Genomic DNA, 21569 nt, shown 5'->3' with positions numbered 1-21569 from the left:
ATAGTTTCGGTTCAATTGGTTACGCATAAGTTCAAGAATAATCGCAGAGCAGATTTGCGACATTAATACCTATTCCGTGGCATTGCCAGCAGGTAAAGCATGGCGAATATCAATGACCCCCAATACACCGAGTCGTACCGCCAGGGATCAAAATCAATATGTAAAAAACCGCTAACAAACTCATAGCCGTTGGCAAAAACGTTAATTTGAATGGCTGCGATGGCTATCACAAATAGCGTATAGGCAATGAACAGAGGATATTTATGAAGCCTGTTGACCTTGAGTTTCCCGAGGTACAACAAGAAAAAAACGACAATAGATACAATAAAATAGCATACGGCAGGTAGAATCGGTGGGGTTAATGACAACTCGAATTGTTCCGACATAATTAATTCTCTTTAGCTATCTGGTACATCTGCCAACCTGTGACGCTTCCACTGGTTAAATCCAGAGCCATCGCTGTTTTAGAAGCCTCTTGCCATCCTCTGATATAATCAGATTCAGTGTTGCGAAACAGACTCCAGGATTTTTCTCGGGGAGCCAGTACTCTCCTGCCCGCGCCATAGGCTGATAAAGAGATATCAACTACTCCATAGACAATATCAGCTTCATTATTCCCATAGCCGAGTTTCGCTGCTACGTAACGATAAGCATCTCTTAGCGTGCCAGACCGATCTTCACGATAAAGAAGATAGTATCCATTTTCATACATGTTGTTTAGCCCATGAGTAATCATAGGTGCACCATACGCAGCACAGGCCAGACCCAGCGAACCGACGCATAAACTAGCGCCCCCATACACTTGCGCCCCACCGGCAACGAAACCGATCTGTTTAAGCGCTAAAGTCGTCGTTGTTGTTCGGTTTTTTTCAACAACAATAAATAACTTAGCTTTATTGAAGGTGAGTAAATCATCCTGTTCCTTAAGATGATGTATCTGTTCATCAAGTAATTGAATCCCGCCTGACCAGGTCAAGCAATGCGACTCGATCTCCCTTCTCAGGTGAGCAACAAGTTGTTGAGTTTCAAAAAACATACCAGCGGTACCATAAAGCAAATGCTTTGTGGCAATTCGCTGCGCAAGATTTTCAATCTCTAAGACTTTCTCTTCGAAATGACTTTTATCCCGATTATGGTTGTACATTCGGTCTCCCTGTCATTTTAAAATGATAGTAATAATACTACCTTCGATGTTAGGACATTCAAAGAGCTACGTCATTTTAACAGCTAAAGGTAGTCACATTTTCAAGCATTGGGAAACCACTTACCCAAACATACGCACTTGTTGTGACTTTAGTCTCCCCCATAGCCCCCTTAGAGTAAAACAAGCAGACATGTCGCTGGTGTCAGTCCCGCTTAAGAAATCGGTGGATATGAATATCATGGAGTTAGGGTGCACATATGCTCTAGAATAATTGATAGAACTTATTGAATTCAATAATATTTTAGAAATTGTAAGATAATTTTAATCATGCTAACGTGAATGCAAAATCACTGGAGAAAGTCTTATGAAACTCGCAGTATATAGCACAAAGCAGTACGACAAAAAGTTTCTGCAACATGTTAACGAGGCTTACGGGTTTGAGCTTGAATTTTTCGACTTTCTGCTGTCCGAAAAAACCGCCAAAACGGCGCACGGCTGTGAAGGCGTCTGCATTTTCGTAAACGATGACGGCAGTCGCTCGGTGCTGGAAGAGTTGAAAAAACAGGGGGTGAAGTACATCGCCCTGCGCTGTGCGGGCTTCAACAATGTGGACCTCGACGCGGCAAAAGAGCTGGGTCTGAAGGTGGTGCGCGTTCCGGCGTACTCCCCGGAAGCGGTGGCTGAACATGCGATTGGCATGATGATGTCCCTCAACCGTCGTATTCACCGCGCTTATCAGCGCACCCGTGACGCCAACTTCTCGCTGGAAGGGCTGACCGGCTTTACCATGTACGGCAAAACCGCTGGCGTAATCGGCACCGGTAAAATTGGCGTGGCTGCCCTGCGCATTCTGAAAGGCTTTGGCATGCGTCTGCTGGCATTCGATCCGTACCCAAGCGCCGCAGCGCTGGATCTGGGCGTGGAGTACGTCGACCTGCCGACCCTGTTCTCCCAGTCCGACGTGATTTCTCTGCACTGTCCGCTTACCCCGGAAAACTATCACCTGCTTAACCAGGCGGCGTTTGACCAGATGAAGGATGGCGTGATGATCATCAACACCAGCCGCGGCGGGCTGGTTGATTCTCAGGCTGCTATCGAAGCCCTGAAGACCCAGAAGATTGGCGCGCTGGGGATGGACGTGTATGAGAACGAACGCGATCTGTTCTTTGAAGACAAGTCTAATGACGTCATCCAGGACGACGTGTTCCGTCGCCTCTCTGCCTGCCATAACGTGCTGTTTACCGGTCACCAGGCGTTTCTGACGGCCGAAGCGCTGATCAGCATTTCAGAAACCACGCTGGGGAACCTGCAGCAGCTGGAAAAGGGCGAAGCGTGCCCTAACGAGCTGGCTTAAGTGCTACGCCGGGTGGGCGGCTAAGCCTCACCCGGCGCGTTTGTTTCCCAGCTCCGGTGCGCAACGCGCCACCAGAGCAGGACGGCAGCCAGCGCAATCGCGCTCAGGACACTGAATGCCGTCGCAAACGAGTAATGACCGGCGATCGTCCCGGTTAATGCCGGACTCATGGATGCCCCTACTCCCTGCATCAACATCACCACGCTCTGCCCGGCATTGACGTGCCCGCTTCCGCGCAGCAGCACCACAATAAACGACGGTACGACGACACCCAGGATCCCGGCGGCCAGGCCGTCGAGAATTTGTACCGGGATCATCATTAACGGCGCATCCGTGGATGCCGCCAGCGCCGCACGCACCGGCATAACCAGCAGCGCCAGCATAATCAAGCGCCAGTAGCCATAGTGTTCGATCCGGCGCGAGGCCCAGATGGCGACGGGGATCATCACGGCCTGAGAAATGATGACGGTACCTGCCGCATACAAACCGGGGTTGATCGCGGCAGGTGCCGCGGCAACCCTCATGCTCAGCATCGGCAGCAGCGCGGCGTTCGCCAGGTGGAACAGCAGCAGCGTTAGCCCGGTCACAAACAGCGCCCGGTTTTTCATCAGCACCGCAAAACCGGGGACCGGCAGGCTCGCTGAAGAGGACAGCCCGCGCGCCGCGTCGTTATCGATATCGCTGTTGCGAATGGCAAGCAGTGCACACAGCGTTAGCAGCGTGGTGCTGGTCATCAGCAGGAAAATCCCGCCCACGCCCCAGTACCACGCAATGCCGCCCGCGATCAGTGCAGTAACAAAATTGCCGCCGTGATTGAACGCTTCGTTTCTACCCATCTGCGCGCTGAACCCGCCCTGCCCGGTCAACCCCAGCGTAATCCCGGCGATTAACGGCCCGACAAATGCCGCACAGATACCGGTGACGACTTGCGACACGGCGACAACGCTGCTCTGCTGGCTAAACCAGAGCAGAAGCGTGCTGAGCGTGATCAGAATGCACAGTAGCGCGAGCACAGCGCGCTTGTTGCGGGAGGTGTCGGTGATGAATCCCGCCGGCAGCGTGGCCAGTAACCCCGCCAGCCCGCCGGCCGTCATCAGGATGCCGATATCATCAGGGGTCCAGTGGCGTTCGGTCAGGAAAATACCGAGGAAAGGCCCCAGACCATCACGAACATCAGCAATGAAAAAACTTGTCAGGCATAACGCCCGCAGCGAACGAAGAGACATACTTCCTGCCTTGCCTGTTATTGCCTGAAATAAGCAAAATGCAGTATACCGGGTATTTTTGAAAATCAGATGACGTCTGAAAAATATTCCCTGCAAACTTAAACAATACATCAAGGGCGCTGTTTTTTTACTTTACTCATTATTGCGCCTGCTTATACTGGCAAAAATTTTCACAGGAGTCCTTCGTTGGAAAGCCATTTTATCGTTGATACGAAGGTAAGCTGACGCGATTTTCTCGCTGCTTACCTTAACGGTGGGCAGCAATCCTCTTGACGTGATTGCATCCCAATACATTAAGAACGGCCAAATTTGTGGGGCATCGCGATGTTCATGTTTAATCATTCACTCTTTCCGCCGCCCTCGCGCTGACATGCTTTGCGTTTTAACGGCGTCATACTGTGCTTTGTGAAGCGCTGACGCTTATCGTGTAACCATGTTAACAGGCGACAGGCTGATGTTCCCTTATATCTCTCATCTGCTCGCAGCGATGCTGCTGGGCGCAATTATTGGCGCGGAAAGACAGTGGCGCCAGCGTATGGCCGGGCTTCGCACCAATGCTCTGGTTGCAACGGGTGCGGCCGTGTTTATTTTAAGTTCCCTCTCGACGTCACCCGATAGCCCGGGGCGTATTGCAGCGCAGATTGTCTCCGGAATAGGCTTTCTTGGCGCTGGCGTTATTATGCGTGAGGGAATGAATATTCGCGGTCTTAATACCGCCGCGACGCTGTGGTGCTCGGCCGGAATTGGCGTGCTATGTGGATTAGGTCAATTCTGGAATGCCGGTATGGCCAGCGTGATTATTCTGTGCGCCAACATCCTGCTTCGCGAAGCTGCGCAGCGGATTAATCAACTGCCCGCGATCCATGAAGGCGAAAAATGCTATGTCCTGAAAATCACCTGTGATGACGAGCATGAAGATGCGGTGCGGCAGAGTGTGGTCAACATGGCGAAAGAGTTGACGTTGAGTCTGAAAGCCATTTATTGCGATACGGCGCAAGCAGAAGGAAAAACCGAAATACGGGCCGAGGTGATGACCCGTGAGGAATACCGGAAATTACTCGAGCTAATTATGGGTAATATCGGCGGGAATAAAATTATGGCTTCCGTAAGCTGCCACGCAATATGAACACGATACCGGGCATTGCGCCCGGTTGAGGCTTTGCCGTTTTGCAGAAATGGGCAGTGACATGGGCCGATGAATCCCAGGATGCCCCGTTCAACAAACGTTCTTTGTCACACTACTTGACGAATTCAGAGGCAGGTTCGACCGGGCGAATATCACATAACCAAAATTTGTCCTCGTTATGACAGCCTGCTCTCTGTTTTGCAGGAATTAACGATCTAACTTGAGTTGTGTGAAAAACACTCAGGAGGGACACATGTACAACTCAATTTTGGTTCCCATTGACATTTCCGAGGATAGCCTGACGCACATGGTTATCCCGTTCGTTCAGGCACACACCGCACTTAACACGGCCAAGGTTCACTTTCTTACCGTTATTCCTTCGCTTCCCTATTATTCATCGTTAGGTTTGGCCTACCCCGCAGATATGCCAAAGATGAAAGAATTCCAGCACGCGGCCTTAGCAAGGCTGGATGAAATCGTTAAGCAATTCAAAATCCCTGCAGACAAGATACAGACCCACGCCGTGACGGGGTCTCCGAAGGATCAGATCCTTAAGCTCGCTGACACAATCGGCGCCGACCTGATTATCATTGCCTCCCATAAGCCGGACATCTCGACCTATCTGTTGGGTTCGAACGCTGCGGCAGTGGTTCGGCATGCGAAATGCCCTGTACTGGTTGTAAGATAAAAAACCGGGCGTAACGCCCGGTTTTTTTAGCCAACACCATGAACCGCTCCCAACCGATAGCGACACAGGAATATGAGCAGGTTTACAATCCCTGACCAGCCTTACCTGTTCACGCAAAGCGCAAATGGCGACTGCAGATTTCCAATCAGCCAGCCATTACCTGTAGGTTCAATCTTCAGCTGGCGAACGGTTCCCTCGGGAACATAAAAGAAGCTGCTTTTAAAACTGTCATCATCAGCTGTATCACGCGGATTTTTAACGTAGCGCGTATCGGTCAGGGCAATCTCACCCGGCCTGTTCATCTCATAGCTAAAGAGAATTGTGCGTGAGATGACATTAACACCTCGCGCTGAGTGGATATTCCCAGACAGGACAGCCTGGCCATCGTGGTTTTTATCTAAACGGAAAATAAACTCCAGCGTAGCGACGAAATCAGGTTCGTGATGGTTGTAACGTACAATTGTGGAACAGTTAACACTCAACGCACTCTGTTTATGACGCATGTGAACGTAGAACCACACCGATAACGCCAGGATGAGGAGTAAAATTACGGCAGATATCCCTGTTTTTTTATTGATTGCGTTCATAACCACTCCAGTAGTTATTCAGACAGGAGATGTAATTATTATTCTTTTGCGTGCATCGACTGATAAACGCCCTCCCCTTATTGCCGTACAGATAGGACTCTGAAACCTGATAGAGAAAAGAAGTGCCTTCCAGACACTGAATATGATTTGAGTTAGCCAGTTCTAAAAACAGTTCTTTTTTTTGCTCTGACAGGGATGCAGAGTTGCTCTGGACTGTATAGACAGGACAGGTGTCGTAGTTAAACAAAAAATGAGGCTTAATCTGTTTTATTTCCTTTACGTCTTTCGACGGAATTACGAGACCTGACACAACTAAGGTAGCGCTGATTAAAAGGACAATCAGTGCCAGCATATAATGAAAAGCCTTGTTCTTACCCGCTACCGCCGTACGGTGTACTACCTTTATTATCTCCGACTCTTCATCTTCTTTGAGTCGTCCATCAGCAATCGTAGATTCAGTTATATCTCTGACATCAATATCACTGTTAAACATAAAGCCGACCCGAGGCACTGTGGTAATACATTCATCCGTAATACCAAACTGGACGAAGTGTTTTCTCAGTTCTGAGATGTATTTATTTAATGTGTGACTCGATGAGCGCAACCCATGAGCATCCCAGACGTTATCCAGGAGTTCATTCCGTGTCAGGACTTGACCATGCTTTTCGAGAAGGCATGTTAGTAGCCTGTTCATTGTCAGGGTCAGAATGACAGTAGAGCCCTCGTCTCCGGATGGCCATATGGCACCATCTTCAGAGCGATAAAAAACCCTATTATCAATCACAAAAACCATCTCTGACTCCTTATCCATGATGGTAATTGAATGGATCTTCACATTTATCCAACCTGCGAAAGCCCATTAACTTCTTTCTCGCATCTTAGCACAGCAAGACGCAACAACTTCTTCTGCAGACTTATCACTTGTAAAAGAAACACCAAACAGAATATAAGTTTGTATTTTAATAAATTCACAATACATGTATCTACACGCCGTTTTGGGTTGATAGGATTATTCGCAGAAGTGAATGAGCAGGTTCTTATTCTTCAGGAGCAGCCATCCGACCTACCGCCATTCACAGCCCCGGGTACGAAGAGACACCTCGGGTAGCGAATCCAGTAGATAAGGAGCGACATTATGATAAGCACCAAAATGCTCATGAAGGCAGAACGTTTCTTCATCAAAGCCCGTACAGTGATTAGAGAAACAATCTTATCAGCGGAACTGACCGGCGCTGAATTTGTTCCCTTCATCCAGCCGGTATGTAAGGGCGATGAGATTGTAGGCGGAGAGGTTTTACTCAGAGTTCTCAAAGATGGGATTTACCAATCTCCCGAAAAATACCTTTCGGTAATGGAATCATGCGAGGTGATTAATGATGTCACATGCAGCCTCATGTCTGATGTTAAAACATTTTTTGAAGGCTATGAAGGAACGCTACCTGATGATTTTTATCTCTCCTTCAACATCTGTGCGAGACAGTTGAACTCTTCAAGAGTTATTGAAGCAGTGACGGACTTTAAGAAAGTATTCGACGGACGCATTGCTGTCACGCTGGAAATTGTCGAACGCGGGACAATGAACCTGGACGACTTTGCACTCGATGCTATGCAGCAACTTACTGAGTCAGGTGTGCGATTTGCGATTGATGATTTTGGCAGCGGGAGTTCATGCCTTAAATATATTGAGCATGCAGGTTTCTCAACAATCAAGATTGATAAATGCCTGACAATTGCGAGCAATGGATCATTAATCTATTCCGCGGTAATTGACTCGATTGTAACGCTTGCAGAACGATTGCAAATTCATGTTATTGCGGAGGGGATAGAAGATAAAGAACAACTATCGCTTTTGAAAGACAAAGGAGTGGATATTTTTCAAGGTTATCTATTTTCAAAACCCATAAGCATGCGCGAGTTTTGCACGCACATATAACACTTTTCAAAAACGTAAATACAGCAATTCGCAATCCATTATGGAAAAGCATTACTTAAATAACAGTAGTGCACTCAACCTCATTGTTACAGATTTAAAATCACCACCAAGGACAAATTATATATGTCAGCTAACTTCCCAAATCCGCCAGAGTTTCCGTCCTGCACAGGACCGGACGGAATTCTTTATGACTTTAACTATGGCGCGCGCGTTTTGCTTCCGGAAGGAAAATGGCACGTCATTTTAATGGACGACGACAGCGGTAATATTCTTTTCAGCTGTGATTCAGAAGGCGGCTGGGTCACCAGTATTAAAAAATATTACGTCCGCTTCCGCATTCAGGTATTCCACCAGGGATCGGCGAGCCCGATCCTGGATGAAACGCTGGATATGAAGGACAAGCCCGTCGTCATCTTTTTCCCGACGGGGACGCTGGGCGACATGCTTGGGTGGTTCCATTATGCAGAGCGTTTTCGCCAGCTGCACCGGTGTCAGCTTGAGTGCGTCATGGGGCAGGAAATCATTGAGCTGCTCAGCCCGCAATATCCCGAGATCACGTTCTCCACAAAGGACAATCTGCAGACAGTAAATCCCTACGCATCCTGGTATGTAGGCCTCTTCTTTAAGGGTGATACCACACATCAACCCATCGATTTCAGGAAGGTCGGTTTCCACCGCAATGCCGGCTACATCCTCGGGGTCGATCCGCGGGAGTGCCCTCCCCGCCTGAAACTGGATGCGGAACGAAAAATTGCGGAGCCGTATGTCTGCATCGCCGCGCAGTCCACCAACCAGGCGAAGTACTGGAACAACGGCCATGGCTGGGCCGAGGTGGTTGCCCACCTTAAATATCTGGGATACCGGGTGCTGTGCATTGACCGCCATGCGCATTACGGCCAGGGCTTCGTCTGGAACCACATCCCCCAGGGCGCTGAAGACTTTACAGGGAATATTCCGCTCCAGGAGCGTGTGGACCTGTTAAAGCATGCGAGCTTCTTTATCGGACTTGGCAGCGGGCTGTCATGGCTAGCCTGGGCGTCCGGTATCCCTGTGGTGTTAATCAGCGGATTCAGTCTCCCCAACAGCGAATTTTACACCCCCTGGCGGGTGTTCAGCAGCCATGGCTGTAACGGCTGCTGGGATGACACGTCCGTTGATTTTGACCACGTGGATTATTTGTGGTGTCCGCATCACAAGCACACCCCTCGACAGTACGAGTGCACGAGCCTGATAACCGGTCGGCAGGTTATCGGCATGGTGGACCGTCTGCATTCAGGATTAGTTGATAAGTAAGGGACGTAAATATGAACAAGATATATACCACAGTGTGGTGCGAGTCGCGCCAGCAGTGGGTTGTTACCTCTGAACTCGCGACCGGGTCCGATCGTCCGAAGCTGACGCCTAAGAAGAGCGCGCTGGCACTGCTGTTGGGTGCAATGCTGCTACCTTCAGGGCCGGTCATGGCTGCGGATTATGTGGGCGAGACGGTAACGGGCATACAGGGTATTCATTCAGGGGACAGGGCCATCTCCACCACCATTAACAGCGGTGGTAGTCAGTACATCACTAGTGACGGTTATACCTCTGCTACCACCATCAACACAGGTGGCACTCAGTTAGTTTCCAATGGCGGCTGGGCCTCTTACACCACCATCAATAGCGGTGGCATTCAGCGTGTTTCCAGTGGCGGTTGGGCCAATGTCACTACCATTAGAGGTAATGGCAACCAGCACATCCTCGGTGGTGGTAGTGCCAATTCTACTACCATCATTAGCGGTGGCTTTCAGCATATCTCAAATGGTGGCATCGCCACTTATAGCACCGTCAGTAACGGTGGTGAACAGCACATCTCTAGTGGTGGCTTGGCCGCCAATGCTACCCTCGACCGTGGTAATCAGCACGTTTACAGAGGCGGCTCAGCCACCTCTACTACCATTAACAGCGGTGGTACTCAGTACATCTCAAGTGGCGGCCGGGCAACCTCTACTGATATTAAATTCGGTGGAAAGCAGCACGTTTCTAATGGCGGTCTAGCGATTAATACCTCTATCGTTGGAATTGATGGAGAACAGCACGTTTCAAATGGCGGCACTGCCATCGATACCACCATTAAAGTCATGGGTAATCAGCACGTCTCCACTGGTGGCTCTGCCACTGAAACCACCATCAGTGGTGGTGCTCAGCACGTATCCAGTGGCGGGTCGGCCACTAGTACCACTATTTATAGTGGTAATCAGCGCGTGTCCAGTGGCGGTTCGGCTACATCGACACGCATAATGAGCGGTGGTTCTCAGCTCATCTATAATGGCGGGGAGGCTACCTCTACCATCCTTGATGGTGGTAATCAGTTCGTCAGCGGAGGAACAGCCACCACCACTACTATAAATAGCGCTGGAGTCCAGCACGTCACTAATAGTGGCTTTACAATTTCTACAACCATAAACAGTGGTAGTCAGAGCATCTTCAGTGGTGGCCAGGCCACTTCTACTACTATCAACAGCGGTGGTAGTCAGCACGTATCATTGGGTGGATTGGCCAGTAACACAACCATCAACACCTGGGGCTATCAGTACGTCTACGCTGGAGGTTCGGCGAACTCTACCACCATCGAAGGTGGTGGACAGTATATCCTCAGTGGCGGCACAGCCACTACTGCTACCATCAATAGTGGAGGCTATCAGCACGTCGCGAGTGACGGTTCAGCAACCTCTACTACTATACATGCTGATGGTGTTCAGTTAGTTTCTAGTGGCGGCTCAGCCACCACCACTACCATCAGCGGTGGTGCTCAACACATCTCCAGTGGCGGTTCGGCTACTTCCACTACCATCAATCATGGCGGTGAGCAGGCTATATTTAATGGCGGAATGGCCATTGGCACCACAATCAGCGGTTTGGCTACAAATCTAGTATCTACCCGGCAGACTATCTACGGCGGAGGTTCTGCCATCTCAACGACCATAAACAGTGGTGGCTATCAGACCATAATGTCCGGGGGCTCAGCTACAAGTACCACCATTAACAACCATGGCAATCAGCAAGTCTCCAGTGGTGGTGTGGCCACGGATACCACCATCAATAACTGGGGCTTTCAGAATATCTACGCTGGAGGTTCGGCCACATCTACAACCATCGAGGATGGGGGCAGTCAATACGTCAATAGTGGCGGCACTGCCACCTCTACTACCATCAGTGGTGGAGCCCAGTACGTCGTCAGTGGCGGTTCGGCAACCTCAACTACCATCAACAGTGGTGGATATCAGGGCATCTTCAATGGCGGTTCGGCAACCTCAACTACCATCAAAAGTGGTGGGCGACAGCTTGTATCCAGTGGCGGCTCAGCCACCACCACTACCATCAGCGGTGGTGCTCAACACATCTCCAGTGGCGGCTCAGCCACCACCACTACCATCAGCGGGGGTGCTCAACACATCTCCGGTGGCGGCTCGGCCACCTCAACAGCTATCAACAGTGGTGGTTGGCAATACGTCTCTAGCGGTGGCACAGCCACCTCGACTACCATCGAAGGAGGATCTCAGCACGTCTTTAATGGCGGTGCGGCCACATCTGCCACTATTAACAGCGGCGGTTCTCAGAGCATCTCCAGTGGCGGCTCAGCTTTTAAAACAGAAATAAACAGTGGCAGGCAGTTTGTATACGCAGGAGGCTCGGCCTCATTTACAACCATAAGCGGTGGCAGACAGGATGTCTATGGTGGTTCGGTAACCAGTACCATCGTCAATGGTGGCCGGCAGTATGTTTATGCAGGAGGCTCGGCCACCGCTACCACTATCAATGGTGGTGGTGACATGTATATCGAGATAGGTTCTGCCACATCAACTTTCATCGATAATGGTAATCTTCATGTTTCCAGTGGAGGCGTAGCAATTGACACATCTATTGCCAACAATGGCAGGATGCACGTAAATAGTGGCGCTAACGTTACGGGTACTATTATCAGTGGCTGGCAGATCGTCCACGCTGGTGGATCGGCCAACCTCACATCCATTGACGGTGGTCAACAGCGAGTTTCCGGTGGTACAGCGACCTCTACAACAATCAACAGTGGTGGTTATCAGTATGTCTCCAGTGGCGGCACAACCACTGACACCACTATAAACGATGGCCAGTCCTGGCTAATGACCGGAGCGCTGGCCGACGGCAAAACCATAGTGAGCGCGGGAGGCGTATTGCTGATGAACGCAGGCTCTCTCGCAATGGACGTAAACATTCAGGGAGGCACCCTCTCTGTCAATGCCCTTTCCGATGCCACATACGGTACGGACACTGCTCAGGTCGGTAAGCTCAACATGGACGGCGGTAACGTCAACTTCCTGCGCAACAGCGATGGTCAATTCGCGAAGTTGACGATTATGGAGCTGAACGGCACCGGGAACTTCCTCCTGAATACCTCTCTGGCCGACCGACAAGGCAACTTCGTCACTATCGAACAGGGCACCGGTCATTTTGGTCTTGCCGTTAATGATTCCGGTAAGGAGATATCAGACCACACTAATCTGACGCTGAACCTCATCCACGAGAAAGGCGGTGACATTGACTTTGAAATGGTCACGGCATCCGGGCGAAGCACCCGATTCGTGGATGGCGGCACGTATATGTACACCCTGTACAGCCAGCAGGATAAGGACGGCCTCACCGGCGGTAACGTATGGTATCTGGGTGCCATGGGGAGTGGCGGCGAGAACCCTGGCGGTGAGAACCCTGGTGGTGAGAACCCTGGCGGCGAGAACCCTGGCGGCGAGAACCCGGGCGGTGAAAACCCAGGCGGTGAAAACCCTGGCGGCGAGAACCCTGGCGGCGAGAACCCGGGCGGCGAGAACCCGGGCGGTGAGAACCCGGGCGGTGAGAACCCAGGTGGCGAGAATCCGGGCGGCGAGAATCCGGGCGGCGAGAACCCTGGTGGTGAGAATCCGGGCGGCGAGAATCCGGGCGGCGAGAATCCGGGCGGCGAGAATCCGGGCGGTGGTGACAACGGCAACGCAGGAGGTAACGGAAATGGCGGTAAGAAGCCAATGACCACACCTGCAACTGATGCCATTCTGGCCATGTCTAATGCCGGTCTGAACGTTATCCATTCTGAGCTGGATGGCCTGCGCACGTATCGCGCGAGTCTGGATAAAATCGGACCAGAAAGCAACGTATGGGGACACTACCTCGGCAGTAAAAGTGACATTGATACAAGCAATGGCGCAGCCTATAAGCTGAGCCAGAACGGACTTGAGATCGGTGCTGATACCCGTACTGACTTTGACCGAGGCAGCCTCGTCACTGGCACATTCATGTCCTTTAGCGATAACAAAGTGAAGCATGCCCGCGGCGGCACAAGCAAAATCGACAGCTACGGTCTCGGCCTGTATGCAACCTGGTACGACGTAAGTGGGTTCTACGCTGACGGTGTAGTCAAAGGTAACCGTCTTAACAACAAACTGAGAGCGGTTATGACTAACGGAGGTAGAACCGGCGGTGACTGGACGCAGTATGCACTCAGCACAGCCGTTGAAGGTGGTTATCAGTTTGATCTCAAAGATGACGTAAGCATCACGCCTTATGCGCGCCTGGCATTTGTTCAGATGACCAGTGAGGAGGTGAAACTCAGCAACGGCATGAAAGGCAATACAGGCACTCCACGTTCTGTAACTGGTGAAGCCGGTGCGAAGCTTGCCGGGAAACTCAGTATTGGCTCGACTGAGTTCAAACCTTATCTGTCAGCTGCGGTGCTGCAGGAGTTTGCTAACTCAAACGAAGTCACGATCAATGAGCGTAATCGCTTTGACAACAACGTCAAAGGCACATCAGGTAAATACGGTCTGGGCGCTTCAGTCAACGTTGGTAAAGACGTAACCTTGTACGGTGAGGCTAATTATCGTCAGGGCAGCCAAATCGAAACACCGATCCAGGGTGTGGCAGGTATCCGTATCGGGTTCTGATGTTCCACAGGGGCCTTAGGGCCCCTTTTCACTGTGTTCTGAAATGTTCTGGTTATGTTTATGCCTCACATGATTTTGACGAAAGATGTTTTTTTGAATAAAGCGCTGTCTGTCATCCTTCAGCAAGCGTCCCCCGGCAGAAAGGTTTGCGTCGTAGATATTGAATCATTCAGAAGCCTGGGCGCCATTTTCAACCTACTGAAAAGAAAGAAACTCACTGAAAAGCATGAAATGATCTTCATCGGTGGCAAGGATGTCAGTTCAAGAGTTCTCGAACCGCTTGTGACAATCTACAGGAAATCATGCTTTATGGAGTTTCGAAAGCAGCTTACGGGCGGTCGGACGTATTCATCAGAATATGCGTTGAACCACATCGCGCGCTGCAGAAGTCTGAGCATGCTTTCAGAACAGGAGAAAAAGACACTTTTCGCCCTTCTGGATACTGATGACACGGTGGCTGCTGCAAGAAAAATTTACCTGTCCCCCAAAACTGTCTATACCTACACCAATAATATTGGGCAAAAACTTAACCTGAATTCGATACTTCAGGTCAGGCAATTTATTCATTCTGAATTCGAATAGCCGTTGCGAAAATCGGGCTCTGGGCCCGGTTGTGTTATTTGCTACGGTGACTTTATGTACTGAATCCGCAATTCTCCAGCATCGGTTCAAACTTCGGAACGTGCCCGCGCCAGTTGTAATACAAAGCCGCTCTGTTCGACAAACCCCAGCCAACCATCATCCCTGGCATCTTCGTCCACAGACAGGAGTCACACCCTGCCGCGCAGCTCCCGCCCAAAATATAGGCAAATAGCTGCTCCGCTAATGCGGCGCATTTCATAAAGAGGTGCTGGTTTTAGCCAGACGTTTCATCATTCCGTCGTAAAGCTAAGCTGCTCGCTGCCCATAAAATGGGACATGCGCCGATTAAGGCTGTACGCCAGTTCGCCCAGGACGCGAGAATGGACATAGTCACGACGAAATGACAGGCAAGGTCGATTGTAAGAATACCACAGAACAGAAATTTGTACCCGTTATGACACCCTGCTCTCTGTTTTGCTGAAATTAACGATCTACCTTGAGTTGTGTGAAAAACACTCAGGAGGGACACATGTACAACTCAATTTTGGTTCCCATTGACATTTCCGAGGATAGCCTGACGCACATGGTTATCCCGTTCGTTCAGGCACACACCGCACTTAACACGGCCAAGGTCCACTTTCTTACTGTCATTCCATCGCTTCCCTATTATTCATCGTTAGGTTTGGCCTACTCCGTGGAAATGCCGAAGATGAAAGAATTCCAGCACGCTGCTTTAGCGAAACTGGATGAGATTGTTAAGCAATTCAAAATTCCTGCAGACAAGATACAGACTCACGCCGTGACGGGATCGCCTAAGGATCAAATCCTTAAGCTCGCTGACACAATCGACGCCGACCTGATCATCATTGCCTCTCATAAGCCGGACATCTCGACCTATCTGTTGGGTTCGAACGCTGCGGCAGTGGTGCGGCATGCGAAATGCCCTGTGCTGGTCGTTAGATAAAACGCGCTTGCGTCTCTGTATACGGTCAGATAGCAGATGACAAAAAACCGGGCGAGAAGCCCGGTTTTTCATTTTCGCTTCCCGGCGTAAAGCGTGCGAAGCTGATGGAAGCACACTTTAAAGATCTATTCTGTTTGCGTTTAAATTTAATTCCGTAATGGAAGCCGGTTTTCCAAGCAAGTAGCCCTGAACTTCATCACATCTATTTTTTTTAAGAAAAGAGAGCTGTTCGGTGGTCTCCACCCCTTCTGCAGTGACCGCCATCGAATAGGCCTTACCCAGATCGATAATTTTTTCTACGACTGATTGGTTCTGCGGCGAATCGGCCAGGGTAAAAATAAAACTCTTGTCGAGCTTGAGTCCATCAAACTGAAACTTCCGGAGATAGCTCAGAGAGGCATAGCCGGTACCGAAATCGTCAATCAAAATACGGACGCCCATTTTTTTGAGAGCCTTCATGGTCTGCAAGGTCTTTTCAGGATCGGAAAGCGTGACATTTTCCGTCACTTCTATTTCCAGTCGGTCAGGTTCTAGCCCTGTTTCGTGCAGGATCTCTTTTATCCTTTCAGCAAGATCGCTTGCCTGGAATTCGATAGCGGAAATATTTACGGATACCGATAGCCCCGGCAATTTATCTTTTGTCTCCGCACACGCTTTGCGTATGACCCAGTTGCTGAGGTTAATAATCAGACCTGTTTCTTCAGCCAGCGGAATGAACTGATCGGGCATCATCGTCCCCCGGTGCGGGTGCTGCCAACGTACCAGCGCTTCGACGGCCTCTATCTTAGAATATCGGAGGTTATAACGGGGCTGGTACACCAGATAGAGTTGTTCTTCGCGAATCGCGGTTTTCAGTTCGAGTTCCAGTTTTCTCCGTTCAGTTAACTTTTCCGACATATCCGGGCGATAATAGACCCATCTGTTTCTGCCGGATTGCTTAGCCTGGTAAAGCGCAATATCGGCATAGCGTAAAAGATCGTTTGCGCTGCTGCTATCCAGGGGAGCCAGCGCAATCCCCATGCTTACGCCTATTGCGACATCATTACCCTCAATGGAGAAAGGACGGTTGAGTTCCTGTACGATGCGGTGACACACCTCATCAATCTGGTCTTTTTGGCTGGTATTGCCGAGAAGAAGCATAAATTCATCCCCTCCCTGCCGTGCGACAAAATCACCTCGACGAACGCAATTTTTAAGACGTAGAGCGACCTCGCCAAGCAGCGCATCCCCCGTGGAGTGCCCAAAAATATCATTGACGGGTTTAAACTTGTCTAAATCGAGGCAAATCATGGCAAAGGGATAATGGTTAAGGTCTTCTTTAGCCAACTGGCCTGCCAGAAATTCCTTAATATGATAGCGGTTCGGCAGACCGGTTAATTCATCATGACGTGACAGGAACTCCACCCGTTTAGTTGCTTCAACTTCCAGAGAAACGTCGGTTGCCGCGCCTCGCAAAACCACCGTTCCATCAGGCTGAGCAGAAAGCTTTGCCAGAAGCGTGCAATAGGCCGTAGATTGTTGCGCATGAATATAAGGACAGTTTTTAAATTCAAAGCGTTCTGTTAATTCCCTGAGCCTCACACAGTTTTGTAATAATCCGCGTGACGTAGGAAAGAGTTCATCCAGCCTGCGGCCTATCCATTTGCTATTTTCATATCCCGTTACTGTAGAAAAACGACCTGAAAGCCAGGTTATCTTTAACGATAAATCTGTTTCCCAGAACCAGTCGCTGGTTGTTTCACTGACGTCCCGGAATCGTTTTTCACTGGTGATAAGATTCAACCGCGCCTGCTCGAGGAGAAAGGTATTTTCGTCAAACATTCTCGCCTTCTGCATAATATGGCGCATGAGAATAACCGTCATCGATACCGTCAGAATAACTGAAAGAATGAGTAATGGTAAAAAATAAATAATCAATGCCTGGCCGGGATTTTCACCGTCCCAGATAATTTGCACATCACCATTCTGGGTGCTTAAGGTAAATTCTGTTTGATTGTTTATTTGAGAAGTGACTGCATCAGGTGACGTACGAACATTTTTAATACCGGCATCCTGCCCAATCGCGAGGAGTTTTTTAGCCGTTAACTTGTCTACAAACACCATTACCGACGGTTTCCCCGGCAAGGGTTGCACGCTCGCGTCATCGCCCGTTGTTATCCATTCAGCAGAAACAATGGCTGGAATGGAATCGATAAGCGTGAGTATAGAAACCGGCAATCCATTGTTAACGCTCACCTCACGGAGTAATCGCTCCTTGGTTGATTTATCTAACCAGCGCCCGAGATCCTGAAGCTTCAGTTTCCCGTCAAGCACGCTGTATCGCGTGGTTCCTTCCGGGGAGAGAATAAACACCCCTTCGTAGCCAAAGTTGTCATACAGGGACTTACCCAGGTTCTGCTTATCCCATGCCCAGTGAACGTCAGTGTTCAAATGAAGATGTTTGTAGGCATCTCCCCATTCAGCATTATCTTTCAAGTGACTTCGCATGCTTTCCTGGCGGGAATCCAGGGCTTTCCTTAACAAAAATTCATCGTGCTTATCGCTGATTTTATTAACATTATTTTTTATTAATAGCAGGGAAATTATTGCCGCAATGAAAATACTTATCAACAATGTCACTATATAGGTAAAGGTTTTATTTATCAGCCCCTTAGAAGGCTCGGCATCCGTAAAACCGGGATTGTTCAGAGGTAGGGTCATCATTCGCCTTCTTATACTGCTAATACGTCAATTTTTATGCCACCTTTATTTATCGGCAAAGAATAATAAAAATTTATAGTTAAAACCCTTAAGCTTAAAGAACATTTGATTTTTACAATCCAGATCAAATTATTAGCTCTCTTACAGCCTGAATTCGGTTAAATACATCTCCCGGAGGGAGTGACCTTTAACCTCGCCGGTTTTATTTATAAAGAACATAATCTTAGTTTTTATGCTGTAACGGTTACAGGCGTATAAAAAACCGGGCGTAAAGCCCGGTTCTTTTTTCATACGACATTGACTCTATTCGCTCAATCCGCGGTTATCCAGCATCGGCTCAATCTTCGGATCGTGCCCGCGCCAGTTCCGGTAAAGTTCAGCTAAATCAGTACTGTTCCCGCGGGACAAAATGGCCTCGCGGAATGTCTGTCCGTTTTCACGGGTCAGGCCGCCCTGCTCGACAAACCACTGATAGCCATCGTCAGCGAGCATCTGCGTCCACAGGTAGGCGTAATACCCCGCCGCGTAGCCGCCGCCAAAAATATGGGCAAAATAGCTGCTGCGGTAGCGCGGCGGAACGGCGGGCAGATCCAGCCCCTCTTTTTTCAACGCTGCCGCTTCAAAATCCTCCACGTCCGAAACGGCCTCGCTGATGCCGTGCCAGTTCTTGTCCAGCAGCGCGGCACCCAGCAGTTCGGTCATGTCATAACCCTTATTGAAATGGGTCGCGTTGAGCATGCTTTCCCGCAGCGCGTCCGGCATCGGTTCGCCGGTTTCGTAATGGCGCGCATAGTGGGTAAACACCTGAGGATGGCTGGCCCAGTGCTCGTTGATTTGCGACGGGAACTCAACAAAATCACGCGGCGTATTGGTGCCGGAAAGGGTTGCGAAACGCTGGCTGGCAAAGAGACCGTGCAGCGTATGGCCAAACTCGTGGAACAGGGTTATTACGTCATCCCAGGAGAGAAGCGCGATACCGCCATTCGCCGGTTTCTGGTAGTTACAGACGTTGTAGATCACCGGACGGGCAGCAAACTCGAAGGATTGCTCGACGAAATTCCCCATCCATGCCCCGCCCTGTTTGGAATCACGGGCAAAGAAGTCACCGTAAAACAGCGCCATGCCCTCGCCGGTGTGGTCGAAAATTTCCCATACGCGGACGTCCGGGTGATATACCGGGATATCGAAGCGTTCGACGAAGCGAATGCCAAACAGCTGGCTGGCAGCCCAGAATACGCCATCCTGCAGCACGGTATTGAGCGCAAAGTAGGGCCTGATCTGCGACTCATCGAGGGCATATTTTGTCTGGCGCACGCGCTCCGCATAAAAGGCCCAGTCCCAGGCCTCCACGGTGAAACCGCCCTGCTCGTCGTCGATGACTTTCTGAATATCGGCCTGCTCGCGTTCCGCGCGGGCGCGGGCGGCAGGCACAATGCCGCGCATAAATTCCAGCGCGGCGGCCGGGGTTTTCGCCATCTGGTCAGCGATGCTCCAGCTAGCGTAATCCTCAAAGCCCAGCAGACGGGCCTGCCGCGCGCGCAGCGCCGTCAGACGAAGAATCAGCGCGCGGGTGTCGTTTTCGTCCCCTTTCTGGGTACGCGTCCAGCCTGCGTTGAAGAGGTTTTCGCGTGTCTGACGATTGCGCAGCGCGGAAAGCGCGGGCTGCTGGGTGGTGTTCAAAAGCGGGATCAGCCAGCGATCGTTTAGCCCTCGCTCCGCGGCAGCCTGCGCCGCGTCAGCGATCTCCGTTGCGCTGAGCCCGTCAAGCTGGTGCGCATAATCCACCACCAGCCCACCGGTCTTATCGGCAGCCAGCAGACGCTGGTTAAACTGGCTGGTCAGGGAGGCCGCCTCGGTATTCAGCGCCTTCAGCTCGGCCTTTTCTGTCTCATTCAGACGCGCACCGGCCAGAATAAACCGCTGATACAGCTCCTCGACCAGACGACGGCATTCGGCGTCCAGCGCGGCACGGTCCTGCCAGACGCTCTCCACGCGGGCGAACAGCGCGTCATTCAGCCAGATATCGTTTGCCAGCGCGGCAAGCTCGGTGGAGAACTGTTCTTCCAGCTCCTGTAAAAACGGATTGGTGTGCGCGGAAGTCATGGCGAAGAACACGCTGCTGACACGCGAGAGCATGGCGCCGCTCTTCTCCAGCGCCAGCACGGTGTTCGTGAAGTCAGGCGCAGCGGCCTGAGCGACAATCGCGTCAATGTCCGCACGCTTCTGGCGAAGGGCTTCATCGAAGGCCGGACGATAGTGGCTGTCGTTGATCTGATCAAAATGGGGGGCCTGGTAAGGCAGCAGGCTGATGTCAAAAAAGGGATTCGTGGCCGTCATCTTTCACTCCTGAGTACGGGTATCCTCCCAGAGTAGGCCAGGCCGCCATCCCCTGCAACGCTGTCATACAAATGTTGCCTTAACGCACCCTCTGCGGCCGTGCTATGTTAGTAAAACACAAAAAGCGTTGAGGAACAGTGAGATGATTATTTTAGTTACCGGGGCAACGGCAGGTTTTGGTGAAAGCATCACGCGTCGCTTCGTCGCCAACGGGCACAAGGTTATTGCAACGGGCCGCCGTCAGGAACGTCTGCAGGAGCTGAAGGACGAATTAGGCGACAGCATCCTGACCGCGCAGCTGGACGTGCGTAACCGCGCGGCGATTGAAGAGATGATTGCCAACCTGCCCGCCGAGTGGCTCGCCATCGACGTGCTGGTCAACAATGCCGGTCTGGCGCTGGGCATGGAGCCTGCCCACAAAGCCAGCGTGGAAGACTGGGAAAACATGATCGACACCAACAACAAAGGGCTGGTCTATATGACCCGCGCGGTGCTGCCGGGCATGGTTGAGCGCAATCGCGGCCACATTATCAATATCGGCTCCACCGCCGGAAGCTGGCCTTATGCAGGCGGCAACGTCTACGGCGCAACAAAAGCGTTTGTGCGCCAGTTCAGCCTTAACCTGCGTACCGATCTCCACGGCACCGCCATTCGCGTCACCGACATCGAGCCGGGCCTGGTGGGCGGCACCGAATTTTCCAACGTGCGTTTCAAAGGCGATGACGCGAAAGCAGACAAGACCTATGAAAACGCTAACGCCCTGACGCCGGAAGATGTCACCGAAACGGTCTGGTGGGTGGCGACGCTGCCAAAACACGTCAACATCAATACCGTAGAAATGATGCCGGTCAGCCAGAGTTTTGCCGGGCTTAGCGTCCATCGTAGCTAACGCTGCCCTTCCCGGCCTGCGGGCCGGGTCTGTTTCGGGTTATAAAAGAATGGTAGTATGTTCAGGCTAACTCTCTGAGAAATGACAACTC

Annotated in this window: 16 protein-coding genes; 9 read left to right on the top strand and 7 right to left on the bottom strand. The window is 50.9% G+C overall.

Features of this window, described 5'->3' with window-relative positions; genetic code table 11:
• Nucleotides 1–62 precede the first annotated feature (62 nt).
• A complete protein-coding gene (locus L362_RS16310) occupies nt 63–386 on the bottom strand; it encodes a hypothetical protein (protein ID WP_008502390.1) in 324 nt (107 codons plus the stop codon).
• Between the two features lie 2 nt (nt 387–388).
• Nucleotides 389–1144: a DUF4225 domain-containing protein gene (locus L362_RS16315; RefSeq protein ID WP_023344044.1), complete on the bottom strand. Its 756-nt coding sequence runs from the start codon at nt 1142–1144 to the stop codon at nt 389–391.
• Between the two features lie 364 nt (nt 1145–1508).
• Between L362_RS16315 and L362_RS16320 the strand changes: the two genes are divergently transcribed.
• Nucleotides 1509–2498: a 2-hydroxyacid dehydrogenase gene (locus tag L362_RS16320; RefSeq protein ID WP_023344043.1), complete on the top strand. Its 990-nt coding sequence runs from the start codon at nt 1509–1511 to the stop codon at nt 2496–2498.
• A 20-nt stretch (nt 2499–2518) separates the two neighbouring features.
• On the opposite strand, the gene L362_RS16325 is transcribed toward L362_RS16320, so the two are convergent.
• Entirely contained in the window at nt 2519–3724 is a 1206-nt protein-coding gene (locus L362_RS16325) for an MFS transporter (protein ID WP_021241320.1), read from the bottom strand.
• A gap of 454 nt (nt 3725–4178) precedes the next feature.
• Here L362_RS16325 and L362_RS16330 point away from each other — a divergent pair, with 454 nt between their 5' ends.
• Nucleotides 4179–4850 (top strand): MgtC family protein, encoded by a 672-nt coding sequence (locus L362_RS16330; RefSeq protein ID WP_008502394.1) that lies wholly within the window; start codon nt 4179–4181, stop codon nt 4848–4850.
• Nucleotides 4851–5103: 253 nt separating this feature from the next.
• On the top strand, nt 5104–5538 hold the full coding sequence (uspF, locus tag L362_RS16335; protein ID WP_023344042.1) for a universal stress protein UspF: 435 nt from the start codon (nt 5104–5106) through the stop codon (nt 5536–5538).
• Between the two features lie 101 nt (nt 5539–5639).
• Here the strand turns inward: uspF (L362_RS16335) and L362_RS16340 are convergent, their stop codons facing one another.
• Complete coding sequence (locus L362_RS16340) at nt 5640–6125, bottom strand: hypothetical protein (protein WP_023344041.1); 486 nt, start codon at nt 6123–6125, stop codon at nt 5640–5642.
• The gene (locus tag L362_RS16345; protein WP_023344040.1) at nt 6109–6918 is read right to left on the bottom strand and encodes a winged helix-turn-helix domain-containing protein; all 810 of its coding nucleotides are present in this window, start codon (nt 6916–6918) and stop codon (nt 6109–6111) included. The genes L362_RS16340 and L362_RS16345 overlap by 17 nt, the downstream gene beginning before the upstream one ends.
• 342 nt (nt 6919–7260) lie before the next feature.
• On the opposite strand from L362_RS16345, the gene L362_RS16350 reads away from it, so the two are divergent.
• From L362_RS16350 to uspF (L362_RS16365), 5 genes are all read left to right on the top strand, one after another.
• Complete coding sequence (locus tag L362_RS16350) at nt 7261–8058, top strand: EAL domain-containing protein (protein WP_023344039.1); 798 nt, start codon at nt 7261–7263, stop codon at nt 8056–8058.
• Nucleotides 8059–8181: 123 nt separating this feature from the next.
• The gene (locus L362_RS16355) at nt 8182–9351 is read left to right on the top strand and encodes an autotransporter strand-loop-strand O-heptosyltransferase (protein WP_023344038.1); all 1170 of its coding nucleotides are present in this window, start codon (nt 8182–8184) and stop codon (nt 9349–9351) included.
• Nucleotides 9352–9362: 11 nt separating this feature from the next.
• Entirely contained in the window at nt 9363–14006 is a 4644-nt protein-coding gene (locus L362_RS23745) for an AIDA repeat-containing protein (RefSeq protein WP_023344037.1), read from the top strand.
• 60 nt (nt 14007–14066) lie between these two features.
• Entirely contained in the window at nt 14067–14588 is a 522-nt protein-coding gene (locus tag L362_RS16360) for a helix-turn-helix transcriptional regulator (protein ID WP_021241313.1), read from the top strand.
• A gap of 529 nt (nt 14589–15117) precedes the next feature.
• On the top strand, nt 15118–15552 hold the full coding sequence (gene uspF, locus L362_RS16365; protein WP_023344035.1) for a universal stress protein UspF: 435 nt from the start codon (nt 15118–15120) through the stop codon (nt 15550–15552).
• A gap of 117 nt (nt 15553–15669) precedes the next feature.
• Here uspF (L362_RS16365) and L362_RS16370 read toward each other — a convergent pair whose 3' ends face one another.
• Together L362_RS16370 and dcp are read right to left on the bottom strand one after the other, a co-directional pair.
• Entirely contained in the window at nt 15670–18252 is a 2583-nt protein-coding gene (locus L362_RS16370; protein WP_023344034.1) for a bifunctional diguanylate cyclase/phosphodiesterase, read from the bottom strand.
• Between the two features lie 303 nt (nt 18253–18555).
• On the bottom strand, nt 18556–20589 hold the full coding sequence (gene dcp / locus L362_RS16375; protein ID WP_023344033.1) for a peptidyl-dipeptidase Dcp: 2034 nt from the start codon (nt 20587–20589) through the stop codon (nt 18556–18558).
• 142 nt (nt 20590–20731) lie between these two features.
• Here dcp and ydfG point away from each other — a divergent pair, with 142 nt between their 5' ends.
• A complete protein-coding gene (gene ydfG, locus L362_RS16380) occupies nt 20732–21478 on the top strand; it encodes a bifunctional NADP-dependent 3-hydroxy acid dehydrogenase/3-hydroxypropionate dehydrogenase YdfG (RefSeq protein WP_008502404.1) in 747 nt (248 codons plus the stop codon).
• The last annotated feature ends 91 nt before the right edge of the window (nt 21479–21569 follow it).

Origin of the sequence: Enterobacter sp. MGH 16, from assembly GCF_000493175.1 — a bacterium.
GTDB classification, from domain to species: domain Bacteria; phylum Pseudomonadota; class Gammaproteobacteria; order Enterobacterales; family Enterobacteriaceae; genus Enterobacter; species Enterobacter roggenkampii.
The sequence above is the reverse complement of the archived record's forward strand: the minus strand, read 5'-3'. Positions and strand labels throughout refer to the sequence as shown.